General features: G+C 65.0%; 20 protein-coding genes, 3 tRNA genes and 3 rRNA genes. 9 read left to right on the forward strand and 17 right to left on the reverse strand.

All coding sequences use genetic code 11. The annotated features are described in order from the left end of the window. Positions 1 to 6: 6 nt before the first annotated feature. Both BCL67_RS11870 and BCL67_RS11875 read right to left on the reverse strand, forming a co-directional pair. The gene (locus BCL67_RS11870; RefSeq protein ID WP_106123643.1) at positions 7 to 513 is read right to left on the reverse strand and encodes a MarR family winged helix-turn-helix transcriptional regulator; all 507 of its coding nucleotides are present in this window, start codon (positions 511 to 513) and stop codon (positions 7 to 9) included. Positions 514 to 653: 140 nt separating this feature from the next. Beyond that, positions 654 to 2405, reverse strand: coding sequence for an AMP-binding protein (locus BCL67_RS11875; RefSeq protein WP_106123644.1), 1752 nt, complete (start codon positions 2403 to 2405; stop codon positions 654 to 656). Positions 2406 to 2558: 153 nt separating this feature from the next. Here BCL67_RS11875 and BCL67_RS11880 point away from each other — a divergent pair, with 153 nt between their 5' ends. After that, on the forward strand, positions 2559 to 3749 hold the full coding sequence (locus BCL67_RS11880) for an acyl-CoA dehydrogenase family protein (RefSeq protein ID WP_106123645.1): 1191 nt from the start codon (positions 2559 to 2561) through the stop codon (positions 3747 to 3749). Between the two features lie 36 nt (positions 3750 to 3785). Here the strand turns inward: BCL67_RS11880 and BCL67_RS11885 are convergent, their stop codons facing one another. Together BCL67_RS11885 and BCL67_RS11890 are read right to left on the reverse strand one after the other, a co-directional pair. After that, positions 3786 to 4394 carry a LytR C-terminal domain-containing protein gene (locus BCL67_RS11885; RefSeq protein WP_106123646.1) on the reverse strand — a complete coding sequence of 203 codons (609 nt, stop codon included), beginning with the start codon at positions 4392 to 4394 and terminating at the stop codon, positions 3786 to 3788. Positions 4395 to 4450: 56 nt separating this feature from the next. After that, positions 4451 to 4684, reverse strand: a complete 234-nt coding sequence (locus tag BCL67_RS11890) for a DUF3263 domain-containing protein (RefSeq protein ID WP_106123647.1) — start codon at positions 4682 to 4684, stop codon at positions 4451 to 4453. A 101-nt stretch (positions 4685 to 4785) separates the two neighbouring features. Here BCL67_RS11890 and BCL67_RS11895 point away from each other — a divergent pair, with 101 nt between their 5' ends. Then, the gene (locus BCL67_RS11895) at positions 4786 to 5484 is read left to right on the forward strand and encodes a uracil-DNA glycosylase (RefSeq protein WP_106123648.1); all 699 of its coding nucleotides are present in this window, start codon (positions 4786 to 4788) and stop codon (positions 5482 to 5484) included. A 69-nt stretch (positions 5485 to 5553) separates the two neighbouring features. Here the strand turns inward: BCL67_RS11895 and BCL67_RS11900 are convergent, their stop codons facing one another. From BCL67_RS11900 to BCL67_RS11910, 3 genes are all read right to left on the reverse strand, one after another. After that, complete coding sequence (locus BCL67_RS11900) at positions 5554 to 7608, reverse strand: threonine/serine exporter family protein (RefSeq protein WP_146131150.1); 2055 nt, start codon at positions 7606 to 7608, stop codon at positions 5554 to 5556. 101 nt (positions 7609 to 7709) lie between these two features. Further along, a tRNA-Val gene (locus BCL67_RS11905) sits at positions 7710 to 7783 on the reverse strand. Between the two features lie 62 nt (positions 7784 to 7845). Then, the gene (locus tag BCL67_RS11910) at positions 7846 to 8544 is read right to left on the reverse strand and encodes an SDR family oxidoreductase (RefSeq protein ID WP_106123650.1); all 699 of its coding nucleotides are present in this window, start codon (positions 8542 to 8544) and stop codon (positions 7846 to 7848) included. Positions 8545 to 8665: 121 nt separating this feature from the next. Between BCL67_RS11910 and BCL67_RS11915 the strand changes: the two genes are divergently transcribed. Both BCL67_RS11915 and BCL67_RS11920 read left to right on the forward strand, forming a co-directional pair. Then, the gene (locus BCL67_RS11915; RefSeq protein ID WP_258175015.1) at positions 8666 to 9376 is read left to right on the forward strand and encodes an AzlC family ABC transporter permease; all 711 of its coding nucleotides are present in this window, start codon (positions 8666 to 8668) and stop codon (positions 9374 to 9376) included. Continuing rightward, positions 9373 to 9678 carry an AzlD domain-containing protein gene (locus tag BCL67_RS11920; protein WP_106123652.1) on the forward strand — a complete coding sequence of 102 codons (306 nt, stop codon included), beginning with the start codon at positions 9373 to 9375 and terminating at the stop codon, positions 9676 to 9678. The genes BCL67_RS11915 and BCL67_RS11920 overlap by 4 nt, the downstream gene beginning before the upstream one ends. A 211-nt stretch (positions 9679 to 9889) precedes the next feature. Here BCL67_RS11920 and BCL67_RS11925 read toward each other — a convergent pair whose 3' ends face one another. The 3 genes from BCL67_RS11925 to BCL67_RS11935 form a co-directional block, all read right to left on the reverse strand. Further along, positions 9890 to 11557 carry an MDR family MFS transporter gene (locus BCL67_RS11925; RefSeq protein WP_258175016.1) on the reverse strand — a complete coding sequence of 556 codons (1668 nt, stop codon included), beginning with the start codon at positions 11555 to 11557 and terminating at the stop codon, positions 9890 to 9892. Positions 11558 to 11629: 72 nt separating this feature from the next. Then, positions 11630 to 11702: transfer RNA gene (locus BCL67_RS11930), tRNA-Thr, on the reverse strand. A gap of 53 nt (positions 11703 to 11755) precedes the next feature. Next, entirely contained in the window at positions 11756 to 12607 is an 852-nt protein-coding gene (locus BCL67_RS11935) for a DsbA family protein (protein WP_106123653.1), read from the reverse strand. Between the two features lie 212 nt (positions 12608 to 12819). Between BCL67_RS11935 and BCL67_RS11940 the strand changes: the two genes are divergently transcribed. From BCL67_RS11940 to BCL67_RS11950, 3 genes are read left to right on the forward strand one after another with little or no spacing between them, the layout of a single operon-like run. Beyond that, positions 12820 to 14355, forward strand: a complete 1536-nt coding sequence (locus BCL67_RS11940; protein WP_258175018.1) for an alpha,alpha-trehalose-phosphate synthase (UDP-forming) — start codon at positions 12820 to 12822, stop codon at positions 14353 to 14355. Positions 14356 to 14357: 2 nt separating this feature from the next. Next, positions 14358 to 15167 (forward strand): trehalose-phosphatase, encoded by an 810-nt coding sequence (gene otsB / locus BCL67_RS11945; protein WP_106123655.1) that lies wholly within the window; start codon positions 14358 to 14360, stop codon positions 15165 to 15167. A gap of 9 nt (positions 15168 to 15176) precedes the next feature. Then, positions 15177 to 16439, forward strand: a complete 1263-nt coding sequence (locus tag BCL67_RS11950) for a DUF4032 domain-containing protein (protein ID WP_106123656.1) — start codon at positions 15177 to 15179, stop codon at positions 16437 to 16439. Here BCL67_RS11950 and BCL67_RS11955 read toward each other — a convergent pair. Further along, positions 16420 to 17202: an IclR family transcriptional regulator gene (locus tag BCL67_RS11955; RefSeq protein WP_106123657.1), complete on the reverse strand. Its 783-nt coding sequence runs from the start codon at positions 17200 to 17202 to the stop codon at positions 16420 to 16422. The genes BCL67_RS11950 and BCL67_RS11955 overlap by 20 nt on opposite strands. A gap of 129 nt (positions 17203 to 17331) precedes the next feature. Between BCL67_RS11955 and aceB the strand changes: the two genes are divergently transcribed. Further along, a complete protein-coding gene (gene aceB / locus BCL67_RS11960) occupies positions 17332 to 18933 on the forward strand; it encodes a malate synthase A (protein ID WP_106123658.1) in 1602 nt (533 codons plus the stop codon). 36 nt (positions 18934 to 18969) lie between these two features. On the opposite strand, the gene BCL67_RS11965 is transcribed toward aceB, so the two are convergent. Together BCL67_RS11965 and BCL67_RS11970 are read right to left on the reverse strand one after the other, a co-directional pair. Then, entirely contained in the window at positions 18970 to 19554 is a 585-nt protein-coding gene (locus BCL67_RS11965; RefSeq protein WP_106123659.1) for a TetR/AcrR family transcriptional regulator, read from the reverse strand. 81 nt (positions 19555 to 19635) lie between these two features. Further along, positions 19636 to 20325 (reverse strand): hypothetical protein, encoded by a 690-nt coding sequence (locus tag BCL67_RS11970; protein WP_181255991.1) that lies wholly within the window; start codon positions 20323 to 20325, stop codon positions 19636 to 19638. A gap of 143 nt (positions 20326 to 20468) precedes the next feature. On the opposite strand from BCL67_RS11970, the gene BCL67_RS11975 reads away from it, so the two are divergent. Beyond that, positions 20469 to 20852 carry a hypothetical protein gene (locus tag BCL67_RS11975; protein ID WP_146131151.1) on the forward strand — a complete coding sequence of 128 codons (384 nt, stop codon included), beginning with the start codon at positions 20469 to 20471 and terminating at the stop codon, positions 20850 to 20852. 75 nt (positions 20853 to 20927) lie between these two features. Here BCL67_RS11975 and BCL67_RS11980 read toward each other — a convergent pair. The 4 genes from BCL67_RS11980 to BCL67_RS11995 all read right to left on the reverse strand — a co-directional run bounded on the left by BCL67_RS11980 (position 20928) and on the right by BCL67_RS11995 (position 26629). Further along, positions 20928 to 21004, reverse strand: a tRNA-Pro gene (locus tag BCL67_RS11980). A gap of 153 nt (positions 21005 to 21157) precedes the next feature. After that, positions 21158 to 21274: ribosomal RNA gene (gene rrf / locus BCL67_RS11985) — 5S ribosomal RNA — on the reverse strand. A 263-nt stretch (positions 21275 to 21537) separates the two neighbouring features. Continuing rightward, positions 21538 to 24647 (reverse strand): 23S ribosomal RNA (locus BCL67_RS11990). 457 nt (positions 24648 to 25104) lie between these two features. Further along, positions 25105 to 26629 (reverse strand): 16S ribosomal RNA (locus tag BCL67_RS11995). The 16S, 23S and 5S rRNA genes sit together here with 1 tRNA gene alongside, the layout of an rRNA operon. Positions 26630 to 26985 lie beyond the last annotated feature (356 nt).

Raw genomic sequence — 26985 nt, forward strand, 5'->3', positions numbered from 1 at the left:
TGCGGCTCAGGAGGGGAAGTCTCCCGCGCGCTGGCGGAAGTTCGCCAGGATGGTGTTGAGCTCGTCGATCTCCTGCTCCTCGAATCCGGTCCGCTCGAAGAGCTGCTCGTTGAGCGCCGTGGTGGCCTTCTCGACCACATCCTTGCCCTCCGGGGTGAGGACCAGAAGCATCGCGCGCCGGTCGGAATCATGCGGCTCACGGCGCACCAGTCCCGCGGCCTCCAACCGGTCCACGGCATTGGTGATCGAGGTCGGATGCACCTGCAGCAGCTTGCTGGCCTTGTTCATCGGCAACCGCTCCTCCCGGGAGAACCCCAGCAGCGCGAGCACCTCGTACCGCGCGAAGGTCAGCTTGAACGGTTTCAGGACGTCCCTCGCTCGAGCCAGCAGGATCTGCTGAGTCCGCATGATCGCGGTCACCGCCGCGGCCGGGGCCGCGGCGGACGCCCATCCCTGCCGCTCCCAGTTCTTCTGGATCTCGGCGATCGGGTCCTTCGCAAGCGGGGGGTGCATGTAGGGAGTCTCCTCTTTCGGGCTCGGACCAGGCATTCTGTGGATGCACCGGAGTTTATCCGCAGAATGACCAACGGTCGGACGTGCTACAAGGGCGCAGGGCCCCAGCGCGCCCCGGCCCTGCGTTGGGACCTCGGGGCTCAAGGCCGCTTCAGGCCCAGATCGGCTTCGCGGTACTCCACCCCGAATCCGTCGCCGCCGTCACCCGCGGCGGCCCGCTGCTCCTCGGCCTGACGCAGCTGGACCCGCCGGATCTTCCCCGAGATGGTCTTCGGCAGCTCGGTGAACTCGATGCGGCGGATCCGCTGATAGGGAGCCAGCCTGCTCACGGTGAACTGAAGGATCTCCGCCGCGGTCGCCGGGTTCGGCTCCCATCCGGAGGCCAGCGTCACATACGCCTTGGGAACCGCCAGTCGCAGCTCATCCGGTGCGGGCACGATGGCCGCCTCCATCACCGCAGGATGCTCGATGAGCACCGATTCCAGCTCAAACGGTGAGACCTTGTAGTCGCTGGATTTGAAGACGTCATCGGCTCGGCCCACGTAGGTGATCACACCGTACTCGTCTCGGGAGGCGATGTCCCCGGTGTGGTAATACCCGTCGCGGAACACCTCGGCGTTCTTCTCCGCGTCGCCGTAGTACCCCTTCATCAGACCGACCGGACGCGGATCCAGAGCGAGACAGATCTCCCCCTCATCGGCGGCCTCCCCCGACACCGGGTCGATCAGAGCGACGTCGAAGCCCGGAAGCGGCACACCCATGGCTCCGAACTTCACTCGCCGTCCCGGCGTGTTGGCGATCTGCAGCGAGGATTCGGTCTGCCCGAAGCCATCGCGGATGGTGCGCCCCCACGCACGCTGGACCTGTTCGATGACCTCCGGGTTCAACGGCTCCCCCGCGGACACGGTGACGCGCGGCGGATTCCTCAGCTGAGCGAGGTCGGCCTTGATGAGCATCCGCCAGACCGTGGGCGGTGCGCAGAAGCTCGTCACGCCGGCGGAGTCCATGCTGCGCATCAGCGCCGATGCGTCGAACCTGCTGAAGTTGTACAGGAAGATCGTCGCCTCGGCGATCCATGGGGCGAAGAAGTTCGACCAGGCGTGCTTGGCCCAGCCTGGCGACGAGACGTTCAGGTGGACGTCACCGGGCTCGAGACCGATCCAGTACAGCGTGGAGAGGTGCCCGACCGGATAGGAGGTATGCGTATGCTCGACCAGCTTCGGCTTCGACGTCGTGCCGGAGGTGAAGTAGAGCAGCATCGTCTCCTCGGCGGCAGTCGGCACCACCTGCTCCAGCTCTGGGGAGGCGGCATAGGCGTCGGAGAAGGAGTGGACGGTGCGGCCGGGAACCTCGGGGCGGACTGCCTCGTGTCCGTGTGCGTAGACGCCTGGGACGTGGATGAGGGAGAACCGGCCGTCGACCTCGGTGAACTTGCGCAGCGTCTCGGAGTCTCCGACTACCCAGCTCGCTTCCGCGCGGACCACGCGGTCCTGAAGGTCAGCGGGTCCCATCTGTGTGGTGGTGGGGATCAGCACGGCACCGAGCTTGATGGCGCCGAGCATGGTCTCCCAGAGCTCGACCTGGTTCCCGAGGATCAAGATGATCCGGTCCCCGCGCTCGACGCCGATCTCGCGGAGCCAGTTCGCCACGCGATTGGAGTCTTCGCGCAGCTGAGCGAAGGTGCGGGCGAGCTGCGAGCCGTCCTCCTCGATGATCACCAGCGCGTTCTGCTCAGCCCGCTCCGGGCTCTTCGCCACCTGGTCGAACCAGTCGAAGCCGAAGTTGAAGTGTGTGAATCGCGGCCAGACGAACTCTCGGCGCGCGCGCTCCCAATCCTGCTGGGAGCGCACGAGCTGGTCACGAGCTGCCCGGAACTCTTCGGTCACTGTCATTTTCTGCGTCCTCCTCGAGATCTACGTGATGCCGATCACCCTAGAATATACTTGGAAGTCATATAGTCGGTAAAGATTCAGTTTGACGTGCAGTGTCGTCGTCGCCGTGACCGCGCCGACCTGGAACCACCGGACCACAAGGAGAGCTCGACCATGACGCAGGCCACACACGACGCCGCAGACCTGACCTCTGCCGGCAAGGGTCCGGACCTGATGGACCTGGCTCGGCACCTCGGCGAGGCGGAGCGAGACCGGCTCGCGCAGATCGAGGACTACGCCCAGCGCAATATCCGGCGCCAGTGCCTGGCGCCCTGGGAGGAGGGCCGACTCCCGCTGGAGCTCCTTGCGGGGCTCGGTGAGATCGGGCTGGGCGAGCTGCACCTGGACGGCTCGTCACCGCTGTTCCGGGGTCTTGCGCATACGGCGCTCGCCCGGGCTGACGTCTCCATCTCCGCGGTGGTAGGCATCCATAACGAACTCATCGTCGGCATGATCGACGCACTGGGCTCCCCGCGGCAGCGGGAGCGGTGGCTCCCCGACCTGCGCCGGCTACGGAGCTTCGGAGCCTTCTGCCTGACCGAGCCGGATCATGGGTCCGACGTGGCCGGCGGACTGGCCACCACGGCGACGCTGCGTGGCTCTCAGTGGCACATCCAGGGCTCGAAGCGCTGGATCGGCATGGGGACAGTGGCCGACGTCGCCCTGGTCTGGGCGCGAGACGTCGCCGACGGGCAGGTCAAGGGCTTCCTGGTGCCCACCTCGAGCCCGGGGTATCGGGCGCGGAAGATCAACAACAAGACCGGCCTGAGGATCATGCCGAATGCCGATATCGAACTTGATCTCACCGTGCCCGAGGACGCGATGCTGCCGGGCGCCACCTCGTTCGCCGCGACGAATCAGGGCCTGCGCAGTTCCCGGGCCTGGGTGGGATGGCAGGCCGTCGGCGCCCAGCAGGCGCTGCTGGACATCGCCCGGACCTACGCCTCGCAGCGAGACCAGTTCGGATCACCCCTGGCCTCGTTTCAGCTCATCCAGGTCGCACTGGCGAAGGTCGCCGGAAACCTGGCGGTCTCCACCTCGTTCATGGTCGAGCTGACTCGGCTGCAGGCCGACCGCGAGCTGACCATGATGCATGCCTCCCTGGGCAAGGCCACGCTGACCCGGCTCGCCCGCGAGTCTGCCGCCGCCGCACGGGAGATCCTCGGCGGCAACGGCATCCTCAGCGATCACGAGGTGGCCAAGGTCGCCGGCGACATCGAGGCGATCTACACCTATGAAGGCTCCCAGGGCATCAATCTGCTGATCGCGGGCCGAGAGCTGACGGGCGTCTCCGCCTTCGCGTAGCCCGGAGACCGAGGGTGGCGAGGGTGGCGAGGGTGCTCAGCCCTCGTACTCGGACCCGATGATCAGGGTGACGAAGCTGGCCTGGTCGTGCTCCTCGACGGTCTCGACCCCGAAGCTCGCCGCAAGCTCCTCGGCGAGCGCCTGTTCGGCCGCACCGGACCCAGCGGGGTAGACCACTGCCGGGGTCTCGGCGCGTTCTTCGAAGTTCCAGCTGCCGTTCCAGACCACGTTGTAGTCGAGCTCCTCGAGCTCGGCGCTCATCGCCGTCTCCCCACCCTCGACGCCCTGGTAGTTCGCGACCTGGACCGGCGTCTCGGTGTCGCTGGCCGGCTGCGGCTCGGCGGGCTCTTCAGGCTCCGCGGACTCACCCTCCTCGGCGGCGCCGTCTTCCGCGTCGTCACCCTCGGTCACCGCAGCGTCCTGCTCCTCGGCGGTGGTGTCGGCGTCCGAGTCGGAGAAGGTCGGCACGATGAAGTAGGCGAATGCACCGACCAGCAGCACGAATCCTGCCAGCAGGGCGATCCAGCGCAGGCCGGAGCCGCCGGCGCCGCCGGTTCCGGCCGCGCCTGGAGCCCGGTGCTTGCCGGCCTCCCCCGTCTGATACGGCGGGACGTCGTCGAACTCGTCGTGCGGGTGCTGGCTCATAGGTCCTGTCCTCAAGGTGCGGGGGCGATGCTCGGTGCTGCTGTTCTCGACCCTGGTCAGCGGCGGGTCGCGCGGGCGCGGTGCCGGGCGTCCCGCTGTCGACGGAGTCGCTTCACCAGCATCGGGTCGTGGGCAAGTGCCGCCTCCGTGTCGATCAGCCGATTCAGCGCCTGGTAGTACGCCACGGCTGACATCTGGAGCGCTTGCGCGATGGCCTCGTCCTTCGCGCCGGCGTATTTCCACCACTGGCGCTCCAGGTCGAGCATCTTCTTCTCCTGTTCAGTGATCATCTCACCGTCATCCTACGGCTGAGGGGAGAGCATTACCGGAATATCGGCTCAGATGAACGCGACGGTGTGTTCAGCGGTCCGAGCTGTCTAAGGTGGAGGCGATGACGACTGAGACTGAACTGATCGCCCCCCTGGAATCAGGGTGGGCGCGAGCCCTGGCCGGAGAGTCTGCGCGCTTCGAGACCGTCCGCGAAGAGCTGACCCGGCGTCGTGAGACCGGGGAGCAGGTGCTTCCCGCCCCGGAGCTGGTGCTTCGCGGGTTCCGACAGCCCTTCGACGCGGTGCGGGTGCTGATCCTGGGTCAGGACCCCTACCCGACCCCGGGCCACGCGATCGGCATGTCCTTCGCGGTGGACCCCGAGGTGCGCCCGCTGCCCCGCAGCCTGAGCAACATCTTCACCGAGCTCGAGTCGGACCTCGGGATCCCCAAGAGTCCCCACGGTGATCTCACGGCCTGGGCGACCCAGGGCGTGCTGATGCTGAACCGGGTGCTGACGGTCACCGCAGGGACGCCGGCCTCGCACCGCGGCATCGGCTGGGAACAGATCACCGAGGCGGCACTGAGCGCGCTGGTCGATCGAGGCACCCCGCTGGTCTCGATCCTCTGGGGTGCCGATGCGCGCAAGCTCGCCCCGCTGCTGGACCAGGGCGAGCACACGGCGGTGCTCACCAGCCCGCATCCCTCCCCACTCTCGGCGCGGCGCGGATTCTTCGGCTCCCGGCCGTTCTCGCAGGCCAATGAGGCGCTGCGTCGGCTCGGCGCAGAACCCGTGGACTGGCAGCTGAACCCAGACGGCTGAGCCCGGTCGGACCCGGCAGTCGGACCCGGCCAGTCGTGCGGCCATCCGAAACCGGTCGGTCGCCGCCCCTTAGCGGCGGCGGGTGCGCGAGCGTTCGTGGGACTGCAGACCAGCGGTGAGCGGTCTCATCAGCACGTCGCCGAGCACGATCCCGGCGGCGATGGCCATGATGATGATCAGCGCGTTGAACAGCTCGGTGAGTCCGCCCATCATGCCCACGGTGGAGGAGTCCATCGCGATCTGGTACATGCCGCGGAAGAGCATCAGTCCGGGCAGCATGAACATCATCGCGGGCACGGCGACCACCAGCTGGGGCGATCCCATGCGCAGGGCCAGGATCCTGCCCAGCGCACCGACCACCACCGCCCCGAAGACCGGGGTGATGCGTTCTCCCAGGCCGAGGATCTCAGCGGCGTAGTAGGCGCAGAAGCCCAGCGCCGAGACAGCACCGATGGGCAGCAGCATCCGCCAGCTCGCCTGCTCGACGACGGCGGCGGCCATCGCCGCGAGGAAGACCAGCGCGACCAGGACCGCCGGGTGGTAGATCCGGTCCAGGCCGACCGCGACCTCGATCGGCGGGGCGCCGAGGATGTTCGCGATCACCACGGCAGCCATGATGCCGGAGGTCATTCCGGCGAAGGCGATCATCGAGGACATCATGCGACCGGCGGCGGTGATCGGGAATCCGTTGATCCCATCCTGGATCGCTGAGACGATCCGCGCCGAGGGAAGCAGGATCATCAGCCCACCGGCCACCACCATAGACGGACGGATCGGCACGTCCATGGCGAACGCGGCCATCGCGAAGGAGGTCGCGACGAACCCGCCGGCGGCGAGCCCGAAGTACTCCGGAACCCTCCAGGTGGCGAGCTGCCGGGTGGTCCAGAGCACCAGGATCGTCGCCACGAAGCCCAGCGAGGCGTCCAGCAGCGGCGCCCCGAGGAACGCGGCGAAGAAGCTGGCGAAGATCGCGCCGCAGATGGTCACCATCCACCGCGGGTAGGGCTTGGGCTCACGAGTGATGGCGCGCAGCCGGTCCTCGGCGTCGCCGCGGGTGAGTCGGCCTGCGATGATGTCGGTCACCAGCTGGTGCACCGAGGCGAGCGCCCGGAAGTTGTTCGACCAGGAGCGCACCACGCGCACCCGTGAATAGGGGATCTTGCCGTCGGGCGCCCAGTTCAGGCTGATCGACTGGTTGGTGATGTCGGCGTCGGTGTTCTTCATGCCGAAGGCGGCGGTGACCGCGATGATGGAGGTCTCGACCTCCAGCGCGCCGGCCCCGTAGCGGAAGAGCGCCTCGCCGAGGTCCAGCACGAAGGCGATCGTGGCCAGCTCGTCGGTCTCCACGTGCTGCTCGGCCTGGTACGGGTTCTCGAACGGCGTGCCGGCGAGCCGGTCGATGATCGGCACGGTGCCGGTCGCGGCGCGCTCGGCCTGCATGATGCGGCGCAGCACCTGGGGAGAGCGCGGCTTGCGATCAAAGACGCTCGGGTCGAACTCGGGGTCACGTCGCGCGGAGCCGCCCAGCCGTGCCTTGAACCAGGATGCCCGAGGCACGGCGGAGCGCCGCGGCGAGTGGCTCATCGGCGATTGCCGCAGCGGGGCGCCGGGGGCGCTGTGCGGCAGATTGATCAGACCCGAGGGCCCCGGGGCCGGCTCCCCGGCGCGCTGGGCCCAGGAGGTCGTGGTCTCCTGGGGGCCGGTCGGGATCTGCGGACCCAGAGCGTCGGTCTGGTGCCAGTCACCGGTGACGGGGAAGGCATAGTGGTCCGTGGGTTCGGTCGCGCTGTGCGGGGCCGTGTAGGACTGCTCGAAGCTGGGGTCGGCCACGTACTCGTGCCGAGCGGCGTCGTTCTCGTCCGGCTCGGCAGAACGCGCGACGGCCTCGGCGTCGTATTCCTCCCAGTCCAGGGCCGCCTCGGCTTCGGCCGAGGCATGCCAGGAGGAGGCGAAGGAGCTGCGCAGGGTCTGCACGAAGCCGGTGGGGGTCTCATCGATGACCTCCTGGGTGGAGTGGACCACCGGGATGTGCGTGACATCGGCGTTGGGCTCGGTGCGCACCGGGTCGATCGCTTCGGCGACGTAGTCCCCCGTGGGGAGCCGTTCCATGTGTTCGGGTGCCACGAACCCTCCTCGCAGGCAACATAACCACAAAAGGACCCTGGCAGGTGCCAGAGCCTTGAGGGGTGTGTGAGTGGTGGTGCCTGGAGTACAGGCGAAGAAAGTGGATCTGAATGGACTCGAACCATCGACCTCTCGCGTGTGAGGCGAGCGCTCTAACCAACTGAGCTACAGATCCTGAAGCACCTGCGCGCGGTATGCCGCGTTCACGTGCCTCAGAAGGTTATCACCTGTTCAGACTCAGGACGAAACCGACGCCAGCGCTTCCTGGATGGGGGTCTCGCCGTCGAAGAAGTTCACCGTGGCGCGCACGGCGGAGCCGCTGCGCAGGGTCTCGGTGATGACTTCGGCGACGTTCTCCCGGGAGGTGTCCACGGAGGCGTCCTCGCTGGACATGACCTCACCGGTGGTGGCCGGGTCGAGCACGGTGATCTTCCCGCTGGCCGGCTCCAGGGTCAGCGAACCGGGGCCAAGGATGGTGTAGTCCAGGCTGGTGCCGCGCAGGTGCTTGTCGGCCTGGTGCTTGGCCAGCGCGTAGGGGTAGAACGAGCTCTTCGGGTCCACCGTGTCGATGTCGGTCTCGCTGCGTGCATAGGAGACCATCACGTAGCGGGACACGCCGGCCTCGAGCGCGGCGTCCATGCTGCGCACGGCGGCCTCGTGGTCCACGGCCTTGGTGCGGGCGGGGTTTCCGCCGCCGGCACCGGCGGAGAAGACGACGGCGTGCGCGCCGGTGAAGGCGTCCACCAGCTCTGCCGAGCCTGCGGACTCGATGTCGAGGACCCGTGGGGTCGCGCCGGCGTCGGTGATGTCCTGGGCCTGGTCGGGGTCCCGGATCAGGGACTCGACGCTGAAGCCTGCGGCGACCAGCTTCGGTGCTGCCAGCAGTGCGATCTTGCCGTGGCCGCCGATGATGACGACGCGCTGAGATTCAGCCATGATGTTCTCCTTCGCGAGCAGGGACTGCCTTCTCGAATGGGGGGCCGTCGGATGTACATGCTCCCGACGGTTCACTCCTCATAACGTCTGCGCGCCCGCACTATTCCTTAGACTGTGGGACGTGCCAGCCCCTGCCCTGCCTGCGAGCATCTCCGCGCCCGTTCCGCTGCGACGATCCCCCGCCCTGCGGATGGGACTCTCCATCGCTGCTGCGATCTCGCTCTATGGGGTCTCCTTCGGGGCGCTCTCCGCGGCGGCCGGGATGAGTCTGTGGCAGACCGTGGCGCTCTCGGCGCTGCTCTTCAGCGGCGCCTCCCAGTTCGCCTTCATCGGCATCCTGGCCTCGGGCGGCACCGGTGCCGCCGCGCTGGGGGCGGCCACGCTGCTGAGCGGACGCAACACCATCTATGCGGTGCAGATGAAGGCGCTGCTGAATCCTCGGGGGTTCAGACGACTGGCGGCCGCCCAGGTGACCATCGATGAGTCTGCGGCGGTGGCGATGTCCGCCCCGGACCCGGTGGAGCAGCGGCGCGGCTTCTGGGGCGCGGGGATCGCGTGCTACCTCTTCTGGAACCTGGCCACGGTGCTCGGGGCGCTGCTCGGGGACGTGATCGCTGAACCGGAGGCGCTGGGGCTCGACGGCGCCGTCGTCGCCGCGTTCCTGGGACTGCTCTGGCCGCGGCTGAGGTCGCTGGATGCCTGGGCGCTGGCGGTCCTGGCCGCACTGGTCACCACGATCACGATGCCGCTGCTGGCCCCGGGGATCCCGGTGCTCGCGGCCGCCGTCGTCGCCGTGGTGTGGGGACTCGTGTTCAAGGGGGCGCGCGCATGAGCCTGTGGTTCTGGGTGCTGGCGGCCTGCGCCGCGGTCTACGCCACCAAGCTGCTGGGCTATCTGGTCCCGCAGAGCTGGCTGAAGCATCCCGCCGTGGGGCGGGTCTCGGCGATGCTCACGATCGGACTGCTCGCCGCCCTGGTGGCGATGAACACCTTCTCGGCCGAGCAGTCGGTGACCGTCGACGCCAGGCTCGGCGCGCTGCTGGCGGCTGCGGCGGCGCTGATGCTGCGCGCCCCGTTCATCGTGGTGGTCCTCACCGGAGCCGCTGCCGCTGCCGGCATCCGCGCCCTGGGCTGACGGACCAGCTGGCGCCGGGGTGATGGGACCTTGTGGCGCAGGGCTGGCGCGGGTGCTGGCACTGGTCTGACCCGGGGGCTGACGGACCAGCTGGCGCGGTGGCCGTGACCTCTCACATGCGACGAGCCCCGCACCCCCTGCGAAGGCAGGCTGTACGGGGCTCGCGTCCTCTGGCTCGCGGAGGACCTGGATGATCAGGTCCGTAGAGGGCTCAGGACTTGGTGCCCGACCCCTCCTGCGCGCGATCCTCGATGTCGGTGTCGGCAGGCTCGGTGCCGGCAGGCTCGGTGCCGGCAGGCGCCACGCCTGCGCGCTCCGCGTCTGGGGCCTCGGCGCCCGAAGGCCCGGTGAGCTCACCCTCGGCGTCATCAGCGTCGGGAGCCGGGGTGGCCCGCAGCGTCGTGGCGAGGATCAGCGTGCCGATGCTCAGCACCGCGGCGAGCCGGAAGGCCACGCGGAAGCCTTCGACGGCGGCGTCGTCGGGGTTCATCCCGGAGTTCGCCGCGGCGGCAGTGCCCAGCCCGACGGCGGCCACCAGCGCGGCCGTGCCGATCGCCGCAGCCAGCTGCTGCAGCGTGTTCAGCGCAGCGGTGCCGTGGGAGTACAGCGCCTTCGGCAGCGGGTTCAGCGCGGTGGTGAAGGCTGGGGTGAACAGCAGCGCCAGCCCGGAGGAGAGCAGCAGGTGCAGGGCCAGGACCATGCCGACCGGGGTGGTCGGGGAGAGCAGGCTCATGCAGAACAGCGCGATGATCAGGATCGAGGCACCCGGGATGACCAGGGGCTTCGGTCCGACTCGGTCGTAGAGGCGTCCCACGAAGGGGGCCATCAGCGCCATCAGCAGTCCGCCGGGGAGCATGATCAGACCGGTCTGCAGCGTGTCGAGTCCCCGGATGGTCTGCAGGAACAGCGGCAGCAGGATCAGCGCGCCGAACAGCGCGATCATCATCAGCAGCATCATGCCCAGGGCGCGGGTGTACATGGTGAACGCGAACGGCTTCAGATTCAGCAGCGCGGAGTCGGACTTCTGCAGCTTCACCTGCAGCAGCGCGAAGGCGACCAGGCACAGCACGCCGAGGATCAGCACGCCGATGGCCATCGGGTCCACGCCCGGGGCGCTGTCAGCCGAGACGTCCTCGGTGCCGTGCCCGCCGCCGATCTGGCTGATGCCGTAGACGACGCCGCCGAACCCGGGGACCGCCAGCAGCAGCGAGGGGATCGAGAGCCGCTTGCCGACCGTGCCGGGGTCCTTGTTCAGCCGCGGACGGCCCAGGAACAGGGCGATGACCGCGATGGGCAGGATCATCAGGAAGAGCCAGCGCCAGTCGGCGAGGTGCAGGATCAGGCCCGAGAGCGCGGGTCCGGTGGCAGGGGCCACGGAGATCACGATCGAGATGTTGCCCATGACCACGCCGCGGCGGTGCAGCGGCACCAGCGTGAGCACAGTGGTCATCATCAGCGGCAGCATGATCGCGGTGCCGCTGGCCTGGACCACCCGTCCCGCGAGCAGCACCTCGAAGCCCGGGGCGGCCGCCGCGAGCGCGGTGCCGAGGATGAACAGGCCCATGGCCGCGGTGAAGACCGCGCGCAGGCTGTAGCGCTGCATCAGGAAGCCGGTGATCGGAATCACGGTGGCCAGGGTGAGCATGAAGGCGGTGGTGAGCCACTGGATGGTGGGCTCGGAGACCTGGAACTCCTCCATCAGCGGCTGCAGCGCCACGTTCATCAGGGTCTCGTTGAGGATCATCACGAAGGTGGAGACCAGCAGCGCGCCGATGGTGAGCTTGTCCGCCGAGGGCAGCCGTCCGTCGTCGAGCGTGCGGGCCGGGCGGGCGCCGCGCGTCGTCGCCTGCGACGGGACGGTATTGGGTGAAGCGGGCACAGATCCTCCATAGAACACTAAAGAACCCCAGAGCGGTTCACCACTGGGGTGATACCACTCTGGGGTTGAGAGAGCCCCCTGCCGGGTTCGAACCGACGACCTGCTGTTTACAAGACAGCTGCTCTACCAGCTGAGCTAAGGAGGCAAGGCGCCCTGCCAGGCAGGGCGCCAGTCATCGATGGTATCAGTTCCTCATCATCAGCCCTCGGCCTGGTATTCCTCGATGTGCTCTTCGACGAGTTCCCGGAACGGGCGCTCCGAGTCGGCCCAGGAGACCTCGTCCACGTAGACGCTCGGCGTGCCTTCGATGCCGGCTGCCTGCGCGTGGCGGGTGGTGTAGCTGGCGAAGGCCCGGTAGGTGCCGTCCTCGATGCACTCTCCGATGTCGGTGCTGTAGGTCTCGCTGGCGAGCTGGGTGAGCTGGTCGTTGGACATCTCATCGTTGTTGACCCGGTTCGCGGTGACCTGGGCGACGTAGGAGCTGTAGTTCTCCGGGGACTCCTCGGCCATGCAGGCGAAGGAGTTCGCCGCGCGCGCCGGGTAGTTCGTGGAGGATGAGAGGTAGGAGACCGAGCGGTACTCCAAGGTGATCAGTCCCTCATCGAGCCACTCGTCCATCTGCGCCGAGTGCTCTGCCTCGAAGTTCGCGCAGTGGATGCAGTAGGCGTCGGAGTAGATGATGATGTGCGGGACCTCGCCGGCTTCACGCTCCGTCACGCCTGGGGGCATCTCGGACTCCGGGTCCTCGATGTCGGATGCGTCGATCTGCCCGAGCTCATCGCCCTCGGCGAGCTCGGTGGAGGAGGTCAGCACGAAGCCGCCCTGCTCGTTCGCCGCCGCGGGAGCCGGGCCCTCGCTGGGCGCCGCACCGGAGTCGTCACGGTTGACCACGAAGAGGACCAGCCCCACGATGACGGCGAGCGCCACCACGACGACGCCGACGCGCAGCAGCACGGAGGTGAGCTTCTGCTTGCGCTCCTGCTCCTGCTGCATCTTGCGGGCCTGTTCGCGCGCGTTCGCGCTGCGGGGGGATTCTGAGCTGCGAGCCATGGTGTTCTCCGGTGACTGATGTGGATCATGCCCGTCCTGGTGCCGCGGACAGTGATCGCTGTGTGGCTGTGGTCGTGATCTTGCCGTGATCGGGATCCGGCAGTGCTCAAGATACAGGGTCAGGCTAGGCCGGAGTACCAGGGTATAGGCTCATGACGACGGCATCGCTGTCGCCAGGGGGTGTCTGCAGCTACGCATGGAAGGTGTGTCACGTGCCAGAGAATACCGAGAACGGCAACGGCTATGACTTCGTGGTGGTGGCCAACCGTCTGGCCGTCAACCACGTCACGAATGAGGACGGGACCACCGGCTGGGAGCGTTCCCCCGGCGGCCTGGTCACCGCACTGGCACCCCTGATGGAAAGCTCCGAGGGCGCCTGGGTCGGCTGGCACGGCGCCGCCGACGACGTCCTGGAGCCCTTCGACCACGGCGACATGCACCTGGTCCCGGTCCCGCTGAGCAGCGACGACATCGAGGATTATTACGAGGGGTTCTCCAACGGCACGCTCTGGCCGCTCTATCACGACGTCATCGCACGGCCGGACTTCCACCGGCACTGGTTCGAGGCCTACCGCCGGGTCAACCAGCGCTTCGCCGAGCACACCGCGCAGGTCGCCGCGCACAAGGCCACCGTCTGGGTCCAGGACTACCAGCTGCAGCTGGTGCCTGCGATGCTGCGCGATCTGCGCCCGGACCTCACCATCGGATTCTTCAACCACATCCCGTTCCCTCCCCCGGGCCTCTTCGCCCAGCTCCCCTGGCGCCACTCGGTGCTGCGCGGGCTGCTCGGCGCTGACCTGATCGGTTTCCAGCGCGCCTCCGACGCCTCGAACTTCCGCCGGGCGGTGCACAACCGGATGGGCTACTACGTGGAGGATGAGCTGATCCACGTGCCGCTGCAGTCCAACGCCCCGGACCATGGCTCCCCGCTGGTCGGCTTCAACGCCGATGCCGACCGCGGCACCGCGGTGCGGGTCAGCACCGCCCCCGCCGCCGGCGTCGCCCGGCTGGTGGAGGCCAAGGAGTTCCCGATCTCCATCGACACCGCCACCATCACCGCGCTGGCCAAGCGGGAGGACATCATCGCCCGCTCCCAGGAGATCCGCGAGGAGCTGGGCAATCCGAAGACGGTCCTGCTCGGGGTGGACCGGCTGGACTACACCAAGGGCATCCGGCACCGGATGAAGGCCTATGAGGAGCTGCTGCAGAACGGTTCGCTGAGCGTCGGCCAGGTCTGCCTGGTCCAGGTCGCGAGCCCCTCCCGGGAGGGAGTCGAGAGCTACCGGCTGCTCAAGGAGGAGATCGAACAGACCGTGGGCCGGATCAGCGGCGAGTACGACACGCTCTCCCACCCGGCGATCCGCTATCTGCACCACTCCTACCCGATCGAGGAGATGGTGGCCCTCTATATGGCCGCCGACGTCATGCTGGTGACCGCGCTGCGCGACGGCATGAACCTGGTGGCCAAGGAATATGTGGCGGCACGGCGCGGCGACGACGGCGTGCTGGTGCTCTCCGAGTTCACCGGGGCCGCCGACCAGCTGCGTCAGGCGCTCTTGATCAACCCCCACGATGTGGATGAGCTCAAGGCCGCGATCCTGCGCGCGACCACCATGGACAGCGACGACGCCAGTGCCCGGATGGAGAATCTGCGCCGCCAGGTGGTGCACCACGACGTCCGACGCTGGGCCACCGACTTCCTCGACCGGCTCGGTGAGCTCACCGGCTCCCCGAGCGTGAAGGGCTGAGCATGGCGCAGCCATGTGAGCCGGATGCCGCCCTGCGCAGCGCGCTGGAGCGCTTCGCCGATCAGCCCAAGATCCTGATCGCCCTGGACTTCGACGGATGTGTCGCGGAGCTGGTCGCCGACGCCGCCGATGCCCGCCCGGTCCCGGAGAACGCCGAGGCCATCGCTGCCCTGGCCGACCTCGACGGAGTCGACGTCGCCTACGTCTCGGGACGCTCCCTGGAGTCCCTGCGCGAGCTGGCGCAGCCGCCCCAGGGAGTCCTGCTCATCGGGTCCCACGGCGCGGAGAAGGACCTCGGCGAGGACGCCCCCGGGTTGGAGCTCAACACCACCGAGACCATGGCGCGCGGACAGATCATCTCCACGCTCGAGGAGGTGGCCGCCGACGCCGAGGGCGCCTGGGTCGAGCACAAGCCTGCCGGCGCGGCGCTGCATGTGCGCAACGTCGCCGGCGATGAGCTCGGTGAGCAGGTCCTCGAGCACGGTCGCGCGGCGCTGTCCCTGGTCGACGGCGCCTACCTGAAGAACGGCAAGAAGGTGCTGGAGTCAGTCGTGGTGCTCGCCACCAAGGGCGAGGGGATCACCGATCTGCGGGAGCACACCGCCCCGGACGCGGTGCTCTTCGCCGGAGACGACGTCACCGATGAACACGGCTTCGCCGTCCTCGACGGTGAGGACATCGGCGTCAAGGTGGGCGACGGCGAGACCGCCGCCGGCCACCGGATCGCCGAGCCGAAGGACCTCGCCGGCGTGCTGCGCCTGATCGTGCAGCGACGCAGCGCCTCCCGCTCGGACACCCGCCCGACCCCGTAAGGACTGCCCATGACGACCATTCCCGGTCTCGGACTCACCGCCTCAGGCACCATTCCTCAGGAGCTGCTGGACCTGCCCTGGCACCTGCCGCTGGAGGACTGGCCCGAACACGTCATCGCCGCGCTCCCCCGCGGCATCTCCCGGCATATCGTGCGCTTCGCCTACCTGGGCGGATCGGTGATCGCGGTCAAGGAGACCTCTGAGCGGGCGGCTCGGCACGAGTATCGGATGCTGCGCCAGCTGGGCAAGCTCGGCGCCCCCTGTGTGAAGCCGGTGGCCGAGGTCACCGGTCGCACCACTCCGGAGGGTGAGGAGCTCTCCCCCGCCCTGGTCACCCGGCACCTGCGCTTCTCGCTGCCCTACCGGGCGGTGTTCAACCAGATGATGCGCAAGGAGACGCTGCTGCGGCTGATCCACGCGCAGGCCCTGCTGATGGTGGAGCTGCACCTGATCGGCTTCTACTGGGGCGACGTCTCCCTGTCCAACACGCTCTTCCGACGCGACGCCGGCGCGTTTGCCGCCTACCTGGTCGACGCCGAGACCGGGGAGATCCACCCGAAGCTCTCCACCGGGCAGCGCGAGTACGACCTCGACGTGGCCCAGGTGAACATCGCCGGGGAGCTGATGGACCTCATGGAGGGCGGCATGGTCGACGAGGACGTGGACCCGATCGCCACCTCGCACCAGTTCATCGACGCCTACCGCGGACTCTGGCAGGAGCTCACCGGGGACACCGCCTTCAACCCGGACCAGCAGTGGCTCATCGAGGAGCGGATCCGACGGCTCAACGAGCTCGGCTTCGACGTCGAGGAGTATGACATCCGCACCATGCGCGAGGACTCCAAGCTCTTGCTGCGTCCCAAGGTGGTCGACCCCGGTCACCACCAGCGCCGGCTGATGAACCTGACCGGGCTCGACGTGCAGGAGAACCAGGCACGGCGGCTGCTCGGCGCGATCGACGCCTACCGGGCGCAGTCCGACCCGCACGGCGATGAGGCGGTGGCGGCGCATATGTGGACCCAGGAGGTCTTCCAGCCGCTGATCTCCCGGATCCCCAAGGAGCTGCGCAACAAGCTCGAGCCCGCCGAGATCATGCACCAGCTCATCGATCACCGCTGGCGGCTCTCCGAACGGGAGCATCGCGACATCAGCCTGGAGCAGTCACTGCCCTCCTTCATCGACGAGGAGCTCAAGGGCCTGCGCGACGAGGCCACCCTGATGATCGATCCGCCCGGCGATGTGATCGATCAGCTCAACCGCGGCGAGGGCTGAGCCGGCTCATCCGGCGGCCGATCTCCACCGCGGTCCGGCGCATCAGCGGCACCGCATGCCGGACGAACCCGTCATGCATCCGACCGGTGGGCCCGGAGACGGAGAGCCCCATGGGCGAGGGACCGTGCGGGACGACGACGGCGAGGCAGCGCACTCCCATCTCCTGCTCCTCGTCATCCAGGGCGTAGCCCTGGGCGGCGATCCGCGGCAGCTGGTCCAGCAGCGCCTGGGGGCGGGTCAGGGTCTTCTCGGTCAGCGAGGGCATGCCGGTGGCGGTGAGGATCTCTCGGACCCGTACCGGATCCATCCCGGCCAGCAGGACCTTGCCCACGCCGGTGGAGTGCAGGTGCGCTCGGCGACCCACCTCGGTGAACATCCGCATGGTGTGCGGGGAGGGGACCTGCCCGATGTAGACGATCATCTCCGACTCCATGGCCGCCAGGTTCACGCTCTCTCCGAGCTCGGCCACCAGGGCCTGCATCTGCGGCACGGCAGGTCCGCCGAGCTGCCGGGTGGCAGATTCTCCCAGCGGCACCAGGTTCGCACCCAGCGCGTAGCGTCGGTCGCTGAGCTGGTGCACCACCCCGATCCCGATCAAGGTGTGCAGCAGTCGGTGCACGGTGGGCCCGGCGAGGCCGGTCGCGGACTTCAGCTCCCCAGCTGTCGCGGATCCGCCGAGCCCGGCGAGCACATTGAGCAGGCTGAAGGCACGTTCCACCACCTGCACCCGCGGCGAGTCCGCATCGTGGACCTTGGCTTCCATGATGCGAACTCTATGCCAAGAATGGTGTGAGCGAGAGCACCTGCGGCGCCGTTCTCCATCGGCACAGGACGTGTCAGCGTCAGGGTGTTTCTCAGCGGCATAGTTTTCATCTCTGCAAAGGAGCAGCGCATGAGCATCACCATCCACGCCCCCTACGAGGTCCCGGGCACCGAGGAGATCCTCACCGATGAGGCCCTGACGTTCCTGGACGAGCTGCACACCCGGTTCGCCGGCACCCGCAACGAGCTGCTCGAGGACCGGCGCGCGGCGCAGGCCCAGGCTGCGCGCACCGGCACCGTGGACTTCCCCGCCGAGACCGCGCAGGTGCGCGACTCGGACTGGACCGTCGCCGAGCATCCGGCCGCACTGCAGGACCGACGGGTGGAGATCACCGGCCCGGCTGCTCCGGCCAAGATGGCCATCAACGCGCTGAACTCCGGCGCGAAGGTCTGGCTTGCCTGCCTCGAAGACGCGTTGGCGCCGAACTGGTTCAACGTGATCGACGCCCAGCGCAACCTCGCCGGTGCCGCCTCCGGGACCCTGGAGTTCACCTCCGCCGAGGGCAAGCAGTACCGGCTGCGGGATGACGTGGAGGCCCCGACCGTCGTCGTGCGTCCGCGCGGCTGGCACCTGCCGGAGAAGCACCTCCAGGTGAACGGGACGCCCGCCGTCGCCTCGCTGGTCGACTTCGGGCTGCACTTCTTCCACAACGCGAAGACGCTCACCGCACAGGGCCGAGGTCCGTTCTACTACCTGGCCAAGCTCGAGCACTACAAGGAGGCCCGGCTCTGGGACGAGGTCTTCAGCTTCGCCGAGGAGAAGCTCGGGATCCCTCACGGGACCGTGCGCGCCACGGTCCTGATCGAGACGCTGCCTGCCGCGTTCCACATGGAGGAGATCCTCTATGAGCTGCGAGATCACGCATCCGGGCTCAACGCCGGACGCTGGGACTATCTGTTCTCGCTGATCAAGTACTTCCGCGCCTCGGGTGAGAAGTTCGTCCTGCCCGATCGTGCGCAGGTGTCCATGACCCAGCCGTTCATGCGGGCGTACACCGAGCTGCTGGTCAAGACCTGCCATAAGCGGGGCGCCTTCGCCATGGGCGGGATGGCGGCGTTCATCCCGAACCGGCGCGAGCCGGAGGTCACGGCCAAGGCCATCGAGAAGGTCCGCGACGACAAGTCCCGTGAAGCGGCTGACGGGTTCGACGGATCCTGGGTCGCGCACCCCGACCTGGTCGAGCTCTGCAGCGCGGAGTTCTCTGCCGTGTTGAAGGACCAGCCGAACCAGCTCGGTCGGCAGCGTGAGGACGTGACGGTCTCTGCCGCGGATCTGCTCGACGTGGCCGCCGCCGAGGGAGATGTCACGGAGGCGGGCGTGCGGATGAACCTCTACGTCGCGGTCTACTACACCGCCATCTGGCTCTCCGGAAACGGCGCCGTGGCGATCCACAACCTGATGGAGGACGCCGCGACTGCGGAGATCTCTCGCTCGCAGGTCTGGCAGCAGATCCACAACGGCACGGTCACCGCCGACACCGGGGTGACCGTGACCAATGACCTGGTCTCGACCCTGCTCGACGACGAGGTGGAGCGGCTGCGCGGCGAGATCGCCGATGACGAGATGTTCACCAAGTTCTTCGAGCCGGCGGCAGGGATCGTGCGGGCGCTGGTGCTGGACGAGGAGTACATCGACTTCCTCACCCTGCCCGCCTACGAGCTCCTGCCATGAACGGGCCCCAGGCTCAGTCTTGGGTGCTCAGTCATCTCAGGTCAGCCTCAGCTGATCAGGAGGCTCTGACGAGTCGTCCCTGACCAGCAGGCGCTGCAGGCCATGGAGGTAGATCCGCTCTGCCGCCATGGCCTGCGGCGTGGGTGGGGCGGATCGCTGACGCTGCTCTTCGGTGGCGGCGCCTACTTCCAACAGGGCCTGGTTCTGCTCGGTGGCCACCGCCCCGAGTGCAAACCGCATCACGACCGCGGCGGCGTCGTGGGCCTCCTGATCCGGCCACCCGGCGTCCGCGAGCCGCTCCGGCAGCAGCTGGGCAGGGGGAAGGGTCGCGTCGAGGGCGTAGGCGAGCAGGAGGAGATCTCCCACGTCGCGAATCGGGAGCACGAGCTCGCGGAACCTGCGCATCAGGTGCAGCGCGTCTCCGGGGTCGGCGCGCAGCGGAGCGAGGATCTCGTGGGCCACACTGCGCAGCAGCTCCTGCTTGCTGGGCACGTGATAATAGAGCGCCCCGGGGGCGACGTCGAGCTCCTTGGCGAGGCGCCGCATCGAGACATCTTGAAGGCCGTACTGGACCAGCAGCGACCGCGCCGTCGCGGTGATCAGCTCCAGGGAGAGTGCCAAGGGTGTGAGCTCCTCAGGGAGTCAGGGGCGCCGCAGTCAGGCGCGTCGACGGTCGGGACGCTGGGCGTCCTCCGGACAGGGCTATAGGCCGTTGTCGCGGAAGAGCTTCTCATCGGGGTCAGTCATGGACTCCTCGATCAGCCACCGGTTGGTCTGCAGCGCCTGGAGGTTCTTGGAGACCAGGGTGTCTCGGGTCTTGGCGACCCCCTCGGCCAACAGTCCGATCTGTGCCTTGAACTCCGCGGCATGACGCGGCTTCTCACTGTCGGGCAGGGCGAGGAAGAGCTCGAGGGTGCGCGGGAGGTGGCGGTGGATCGTCCTGTTCACGGCGTCAAGGTGGTCGGGGTAGCGGGAGAGCACATCCCAGCGCTCTACGATCTCTTCGAGTCCGACGACCATCATGCGCAGCTGACCCTGCGTGGAGGGCGGGAGCTGCGCCGACCGGGTCCGCACAGTGGCGTCGATGTCGGCAAGTTCAGTTCGGAGCCGCTCCTGATCATCGTTGAGCTGCTCGGACCTGCGCCGCCGACTCTGGCTCTGACCCGCTGCGACGCCGTAGGTTCCGGCCGCGGCTGCTCCACCCACGATCGCCCCGGCCAAGACTGCCCACAGGTTGGGCAGCATCACGAGGAGCATCAGACCGAACCCGAGCAGGAAGGCGAGCAGGGGCAGGGCGATATGCGTGCGGCGCTGGGCGTCGGTGCCCTGGTGTTCGCCGCGCGAGAGTTCAGAGCCGATGACGACCTCCTGCTCATGCTGCTTCAGTATCACCACAGGATATCCCGCAGTGGTGGACAGACTCTGGACAAGGGGTCACTCATAGGTTGAACCCTGAGCCGACCACGCTGAGGAGCACCCGTCGCAGGACTGCGCGTCCTGCCCCTATGTTGCGCGCAGTTGTCTACTCTGAGGACATGAATGACCTGGACTGCATCTGGAACCGAGCACTTGACTACGATCTGGCAGTGGCCGCTCCCGGAGATCGCGCACTGCGCGATGTCCTCACCTTTGACGGGACCGCCAGCAATGGTGGTCTGCTCAACGCGGTCGAGTCCTTCTCCGGCGACCCTGAGTTCCCTGTGGAACGGGTCATCGAGGCATTCCACTACTTCTCGATGGAGCGGACCGCGATGCTGGTGTCCAGTTGCGCGGCACGTCGGCGCAGCGCTGAGGATCGGGAGCTGGAGTCCCTCGAGATCGAGTTCGATCCCCAGTACCCCGTGGCGGGAGAGGACATCTCGGCCGCCCTGGAGGTCAAGCTGATGGCAGCGCCCCAGGCCTTTCAGGCACGAGAATAGGCCGGCCTGGCGGTGTGCGGGCACGACAAAGGGCCGCTGCCCTACATGATGTAGGTCAACGGCCCTGTGTACTTCTGGTCGGGGTGACAGGATTTGAACCTGCGACCTCGTCGTCCCGAACGACGCGCGCTACCAAGCTGCGCCACACCCCGTAGTTCCGAATGCCAGGAACCAATAGCTCCTGCACACAGACGTTCATCCTATCCAGCAATCACTCCCCCAGGCAAAACCTGCGACAGCCCCTGGATACAGGTCAAGCCCGGTCCCCCACAAGGGACCGGGCTTGAACCCTCTCTACAAAAAGTGTCCGGCGGCGACCTACTCTCCCACACACTCCAGTGTGCAGTACCATCGGCGCAGTGGGCCTTAGCTTCCGGGTTCGGGATGGGACCGGGCGTTTCCCCCACGCTATGACCGCCGTAACTCTAGAACAACACCCGCTCCCACACCACCACACAACACACACCCGCCTAAAAGGACCGGGCGTGTACCTGTGGTGGGGTACGAAGGTGTCGTAAACCTAAATTCACAACAACACTATTCAACTACTGACTCTGACCCACACCACCAGACCACCCCAAACGGGAGGCCCACGGGTGTTGTGGGGTTGTTGGCAGAGAACCGCCTAGTGGACGCAAACACGCAATTGTTCAATTGACACTCATCGAGCACACTCATATGAGTGTGGTGTAAGTGATCGGCTTATTAGTACCAGTCAGCTTCACGCATTGCTGCGCTTCCACATCTGGCCTATCAACCCAGTAGTCTAGCTGGGAGCCTTCACACCCGAAGGTGACGGAGATCTTATCTTGAAGCCGGCTTCCCACTTAGATGCTTTCAGCGGTTATCCATCCCGAACGTAGCTAATCAGCGGTGCACTTGGCAGTACAACTGACACACCAGAGGTTCGTCCGTCCCGGTCCTCTCGTACTAAGGACAGACCTTCTCAAATCTCCTGCGCGCGCAGCGGATAGGGACCGAACTGTCTCACGACGTTCTAAACCCAGCTCGCGTACCGCTTTAATGGGCGAACAGCCCAACCCTTGGGACCAACTCCAGCCCCAGGATGCGACGAGCCGACATCGAGGTGCCAAACCATGCCGTCGATATGGACTCTTGGGCAGGATCAGCCTGTTATCCCCGAGGTACCTTTTATCCGTTGAGCGACGTCCCTTCCACACGGTGACGCCGGATCACTAGTCCCAACTTTCGTTCCTGCTCGAGCTGCCGCTCTCACAGTCAAGCTCCCTTGTGCACTTACACTCGACACCTGATTGCCAACCAGGCTGAGGGAACCTTTGGGCGCCTCCGTTACTCTTTAGGAGGCAACCGCCCCAGTTAAACTACCCACCAGGCACTGTCCCTGGACCCGATCAGGGCCCGAAGTTAGATGCCTAACAACACCAGAGTGGTATTTCAACGACGACTCCACAACCACTAGCGTGGCCGCTTCACAGTCTCCCACCTATCCTACACAAGTGATGTCAAACACCAATACCAAGCTATAGTAAAGGTCTCGGGGTCTTTCCGTCCTGCTGCGCGTAACGAGCATCTTTACTCGTAGTGCAATTTCGCCGAGTCCACGGTTGAGACAGCGGGGAAGTCGTTACTCCATTCGTGCAGGTCGGAACTTACCCGACAAGGAATTTCGCTACCTTAGGATGGTTATAGTTACCACCGCCGTTTACTGGGGCTTAAATTCAGAGCTTCGCCACAAGGACTAACCCTTCCTCTTAACCTTCCAGCACCGGGCAGGAGTCAGTCCGTATACATCGTCTTACGACTTCGCACGGACCTGTGTTTTTAGTAAACAGTCGCTTCCCCCTGGTCTCTGCGACCACCACCAGCTCACCAAAGCAAGCCTGGATCACCAGGGTGGTCCCCCTTCTCCCGAAGTTACGGGGGTATTTTGCCGAGTTCCTTAACCGTGGTTCTCTCGATCGCCTTAGTATTCTCTACCTGACCACCTGTGTCGGTTATGGGTACGGGCGGTACAAGCCCTCGCGTCGATGCTTTTCTTGGCAGCATAGGATCACTGAATCCCCCACAAAGTGGAGTCCCATCAAGTCTCACCCATATAACGAGTCCCGGATTTGCCTAGGACTCGGGCTACACTCTTAGACCCAGACAACCATCGCTGGGCTCAGCTACCTTCCTGCGTCACACCTGTTAATACGCTTGGCTCCCCGGTTCAGGTCCTGCGCTCCTCGTACACGTCGTACCCACAAGGGGCACGCTCTAGCACGATTCGGGCAGTTAGTATCACCAGTTCACCATGGGCGGTCTTATACCGGTACGGGAATATCAACCCGTTGTCCATCGACTACGCCTGTCGGCCTCGCCTTAGGTCCCGACTAACCCAGGGCAGATTAGCTTGACCCTGGAACCCTTAGTCATTCGGCGGACACGTTTCTCACGTGTCTTTCGCTACTCATGCCTGCATTCTCACTCGAACACACTCCACAGACGAGCTTACGCTGCTGCTTCACCGCAGTGTTCGACGCTCCCCTACCCATCCAGTCCGCAAGGGACTAAATGCCACAGTTTCGGTGGTGTGCTTGAGCCCCGCTAAATTGTCGGCGCGGAATCACTTGACCAGTGAGCTATTACGCACTCTTTCAAGGGTGGCTGCTTCTAAGCCAACCTCCTGGTTGTCTAAGCAACTCCACATCCTTTCCCACTTAGCACACGCTTAGGGACCTTAACTGGTGGTCTGGGCTGTTTCCCTCTCGACCATGAAGCTTATCCCCCACAGTCTCACTGCTGCGCTCTGACTTGACCGGCATTCGGAGTTTAGCTGACGTCAGTAACCTTGTAGGGCCCATCGGCCATCCAGTAGCTCTACCTCCGGCAAGAAACACGCAACGCTGCACCTAAATGCATTTCGGGGAGAACCAGCTATCACGGAGTTTGATTGGCCTTTCACCCCTACCCACAGCTCATCCCCCCAGTTTTCAACCTAGGTGGGTTCGGTCCTCCACGCGCTCTTACACGCGCTTCAACCTGGCCATGGGTAGATCACTCCGCTTCGGGTCTAGACCCAGCGACTCAAACGCCCTATTCAGACTCGCTTTCGCTACGGCTTCCCCACACGGGTTAACCTCGCCACTGAGCACTAACTCGCAGGCTCATTCTTCAAAAGGCACGCCATCACACCCCTATAGGATGCTTTGACGGATTGTAGGCACATGGTTTCAGGTACTATTTCACTCCCCTCCCGGGGTACTTTTCACCATTCCCTCACGGTACTGATTCACTATCGGTTAGTAGGTAGTATTTAGGCTTACCAGGTGGTCCTGGCTGATTCACACAAGATTCCTCGAGCCTCGTGCTACTCGGGATACACTCACAGGCCGGCGGAACGCATTACGACTACGGGACTCACACCCTCTACGGCGAAGGACTCAACCTTCTTCGTCTATACGCCCGCACCTCAACCCGGAGGACTGGTAGATCCCCCACGTAATGTCCCACAACCCCGGCCACGCAACCCCTACCAGGTATCACACGCAACCGGTTTAGCCCCATCCGCTTTCGCTCGCCACTACTCACAGAATCACTACATTGTTTTCTCTTCCTGTCGGTACTGAGATGTTTCACTTCCCGACGTTCCCTCCAACCGGTCTATACATTCAACCGGTGGTCACACACCATCACAGCATGCGGGGTTTCCCCATTCGGAAATCCTGGTATCAACGCTCGGTTATCAGCTCCACCAGGCTTATCGCAGATTCCCACGTCCTTCATCGGCTCCTACTACCAAGGCATTCACCATGCGCCCTAAAACACTTACGACCGCCATCACAGTAGCTGCGATGACACTCACAAATAAGTGCTCGACTAAAAATTGACACAAAAAAGACTGACCACACCAAAGGTGTGACCAGCATGATTCGAGTATTTTGTTCAAAAGAACAAAGATGCTCGCGTCCACTATGCAGTTCCCAAACAACAACCCCCACCACCATCACCAACCCGCATAACACGGATCGGCTACCTGAAGCCGAGGGCCAGATCATGAAACAACCATTGTTGTCTCAGGACCCAACAGTGTGCCAAGCACCACAGAATATAGACACCAGCTCTCTTTCCGACCCCACGTGATCCCACACAAGTGTGAGCGTCAGGCGTACCGGAGAAACTAATGCCAAGACCATGATGACGATTCGTTGATATTCCACCCTTGAGCAAACCACCAGTCACACGAACGGCGACATGAAGTGGCGGACCCGACTCGGGTCCTGCTCCTTAGAAAGGAGGTGATCCAGCCGCACCTTCCGGTACGGCTACCTTGTTACGACTTAGTCCCAATCGCGAGTCCCACCTTCGACGGCTCCCCCCACAAGGGTTAGGCCACCGGCTTCGGGTGTTACCCACTTTCGTGACTTGACGGGCGGTGTGTACAAGGCCCGGGAACGTATTCACCGCAGCGTTGCTGATCTGCGATTACTAGCGACTCCAACTTCACGAAGTCGAGTTGCAGACTTCGATCCGAACTGAGACCGGCTTTTAGGGATTAGCTCCACCTCACAGTATCGCAACCCATTGTACCGGCCATTGTAGCATGCGTGAAGCCCAAGACATAAGGGGCATGATGATTTGACGTCGTCCCCACCTTCCTCCGAGTTGACCCCGGCAGTCTCCCATGAGTCCCCACCATTACGTGCTGGCAACATAGGATAGGGGTTGCGCTCGTTGCGGGACTTAACCCAACATCTCACGACACGAGCTGACGACAACCATGCACCACCTGTGAACCGACCCCGAAGGGAAACTGCATCTCTGCAGCGATCCGGTCCATGTCAAGCCTTGGTAAGGTTCTTCGCGTTGCATCGAATTAATCCGCATGCTCCGCCGCTTGTGCGGGCCCCCGTCAATTCCTTTGAGTTTTAGCCTTGCGGCCGTACTCCCCAGGCGGGGCACTTAATGCGTTAGCTACGGCGCGGAAAACGTGGAATGTCCCCCACACCTAGTGCCCAACGTTTACGGCATGGACTACCAGGGTATCTAATCCTGTTCGCTCCCCATGCTTTCGCTCCTCAGCGTCAGTAACAGCCCAGAGACCTGCCTTCGCCATCGGTGTTCCTCCTGATATCTGCGCATTTCACCGCTACACCAGGAATTCCAGTCTCCCCTACTGCACTCTAGTCTGCCCGTACCCACTGCACACCCGAGGTTGAGCCTCGGGCTTTCACAGCAGACGTGACAAACCGCCTACGAGCTCTTTACGCCCAATAATTCCGGATAACGCTCGCGCCCTACGTATTACCGCGGCTGCTGGCACGTAGTTAGCCGGCGCTTCTTCTGCAGGTACCGTCACTTTCGCTTCTTCCCTGCTGAAAGCGGTTTACAACCCGAAGGCCGTCATCCCGCACGCGGCGTCGCTGCATCAGGCTTTCGCCCATTGTGCAATATTCCCCACTGCTGCCTCCCGTAGGAGTCTGGGCCGTGTCTCAGTCCCAGTGTGGCCGGTCACCCTCTCAGGCCGGCTACCCGTCATCGCCTTGGTGAGCCATTACCTCACCAACAAGCTGATAGGCCGCGAGTCCATCCAAGACCGATAAATCTTTCCACCAGCACCCCATGCGAGGACTGGTCGTATCCGGTATTAGACCCAGTTTCCCGGGCTTATCCCAGAGTCAAGGGAAGGTTACTCACGTGATACTCACCCGTTCGCCACTAATCCAACCGTGCAAGCACGGTCTTCATCGTTCGACTTGCATGTGTTAAGCACGCCGCCAGCGTTCATCCTGAGCCAGGATCAAACTCTCCATTAAAAAATTAATAAGAGACAGCATCCACAATCAACAACAAACAGACCAGACCCTGCCAGAAAAACAAGGCCCTCACGATCCGCTCATCATCAACCACAGACACCAGTTAATGAATCCTTGGCTAAATTTGCGATCACTATCACGGGGGTGATAATGTCACTGTTATAACCAAATAAATAATTTGGTATCAACAAACTTGGCACACTATTGAGTTCTCAAACAACAACCGCTACCGGCACCATCAGAAGTTTTTCTCTGAATCGCTCCGAAGCAACTTTGTAAGCTTACCAACAAGCTTCCGCTTCGTCAATTCGGCGTTTCCACCGTCTTGACCCGACTCGAAGTGAATCACTCAGCAG

It is taken from the genome of Nesterenkonia sandarakina (genome assembly GCF_003003175.1).
In the GTDB taxonomy this organism is placed as follows: Bacteria; Actinomycetota; Actinomycetes; order Actinomycetales; family Micrococcaceae; genus Nesterenkonia; species Nesterenkonia sandarakina_A.

Coding starts and splice junctions, on each gene's coding strand:
- BCL67_RS11910 (WP_106123650.1), bottom strand. CDS start 8,544: ATGGCTGAATCTCAGCGCGTCGTCATCATCGGCGGCCACGGCAAGATC.
- BCL67_RS11935 (WP_106123653.1), bottom strand. CDS start 12,607: ATGGCTCGCAGCTCAGAATCCCCCCGCAGCGCGAACGCGCGCGAACAG.
- BCL67_RS11975 (WP_146131151.1), top strand. CDS start 20,469: ATGAATGACCTGGACTGCATCTGGAACCGAGCACTTGACTACGATCTG.
- aceB (WP_106123658.1), top strand. CDS start 17,332: ATGAGCATCACCATCCACGCCCCCTACGAGGTCCCGGGCACCGAGGAG.
- BCL67_RS11890 (WP_106123647.1), bottom strand. CDS start 4,684: ATGATCACTGAACAGGAGAAGAAGATGCTCGACCTGGAGCGCCAGTGG.
- BCL67_RS11885 (WP_106123646.1), bottom strand. CDS start 4,394: ATGAGCCAGCACCCGCACGACGAGTTCGACGACGTCCCGCCGTATCAG.
- BCL67_RS11895 (WP_106123648.1), top strand. CDS start 4,786: ATGACGACTGAGACTGAACTGATCGCCCCCCTGGAATCAGGGTGGGCG.
- BCL67_RS11920 (WP_106123652.1), top strand. CDS start 9,373: ATGAGCCTGTGGTTCTGGGTGCTGGCGGCCTGCGCCGCGGTCTACGCC.
- BCL67_RS11955 (WP_106123657.1), bottom strand. CDS start 17,202: ATGGAAGCCAAGGTCCACGATGCGGACTCGCCGCGGGTGCAGGTGGTG.
- BCL67_RS11875 (WP_106123644.1), bottom strand. CDS start 2,405: ATGACAGTGACCGAAGAGTTCCGGGCAGCTCGTGACCAGCTCGTGCGC.
- BCL67_RS11950 (WP_106123656.1), top strand. CDS start 15,177: ATGACGACCATTCCCGGTCTCGGACTCACCGCCTCAGGCACCATTCCT.
- otsB (WP_106123655.1), top strand. CDS start 14,358: ATGGCGCAGCCATGTGAGCCGGATGCCGCCCTGCGCAGCGCGCTGGAG.
- BCL67_RS11870 (WP_106123643.1), bottom strand. CDS start 513: ATGCACCCCCCGCTTGCGAAGGACCCGATCGCCGAGATCCAGAAGAAC.
- BCL67_RS11880 (WP_106123645.1), top strand. CDS start 2,559: ATGACGCAGGCCACACACGACGCCGCAGACCTGACCTCTGCCGGCAAG.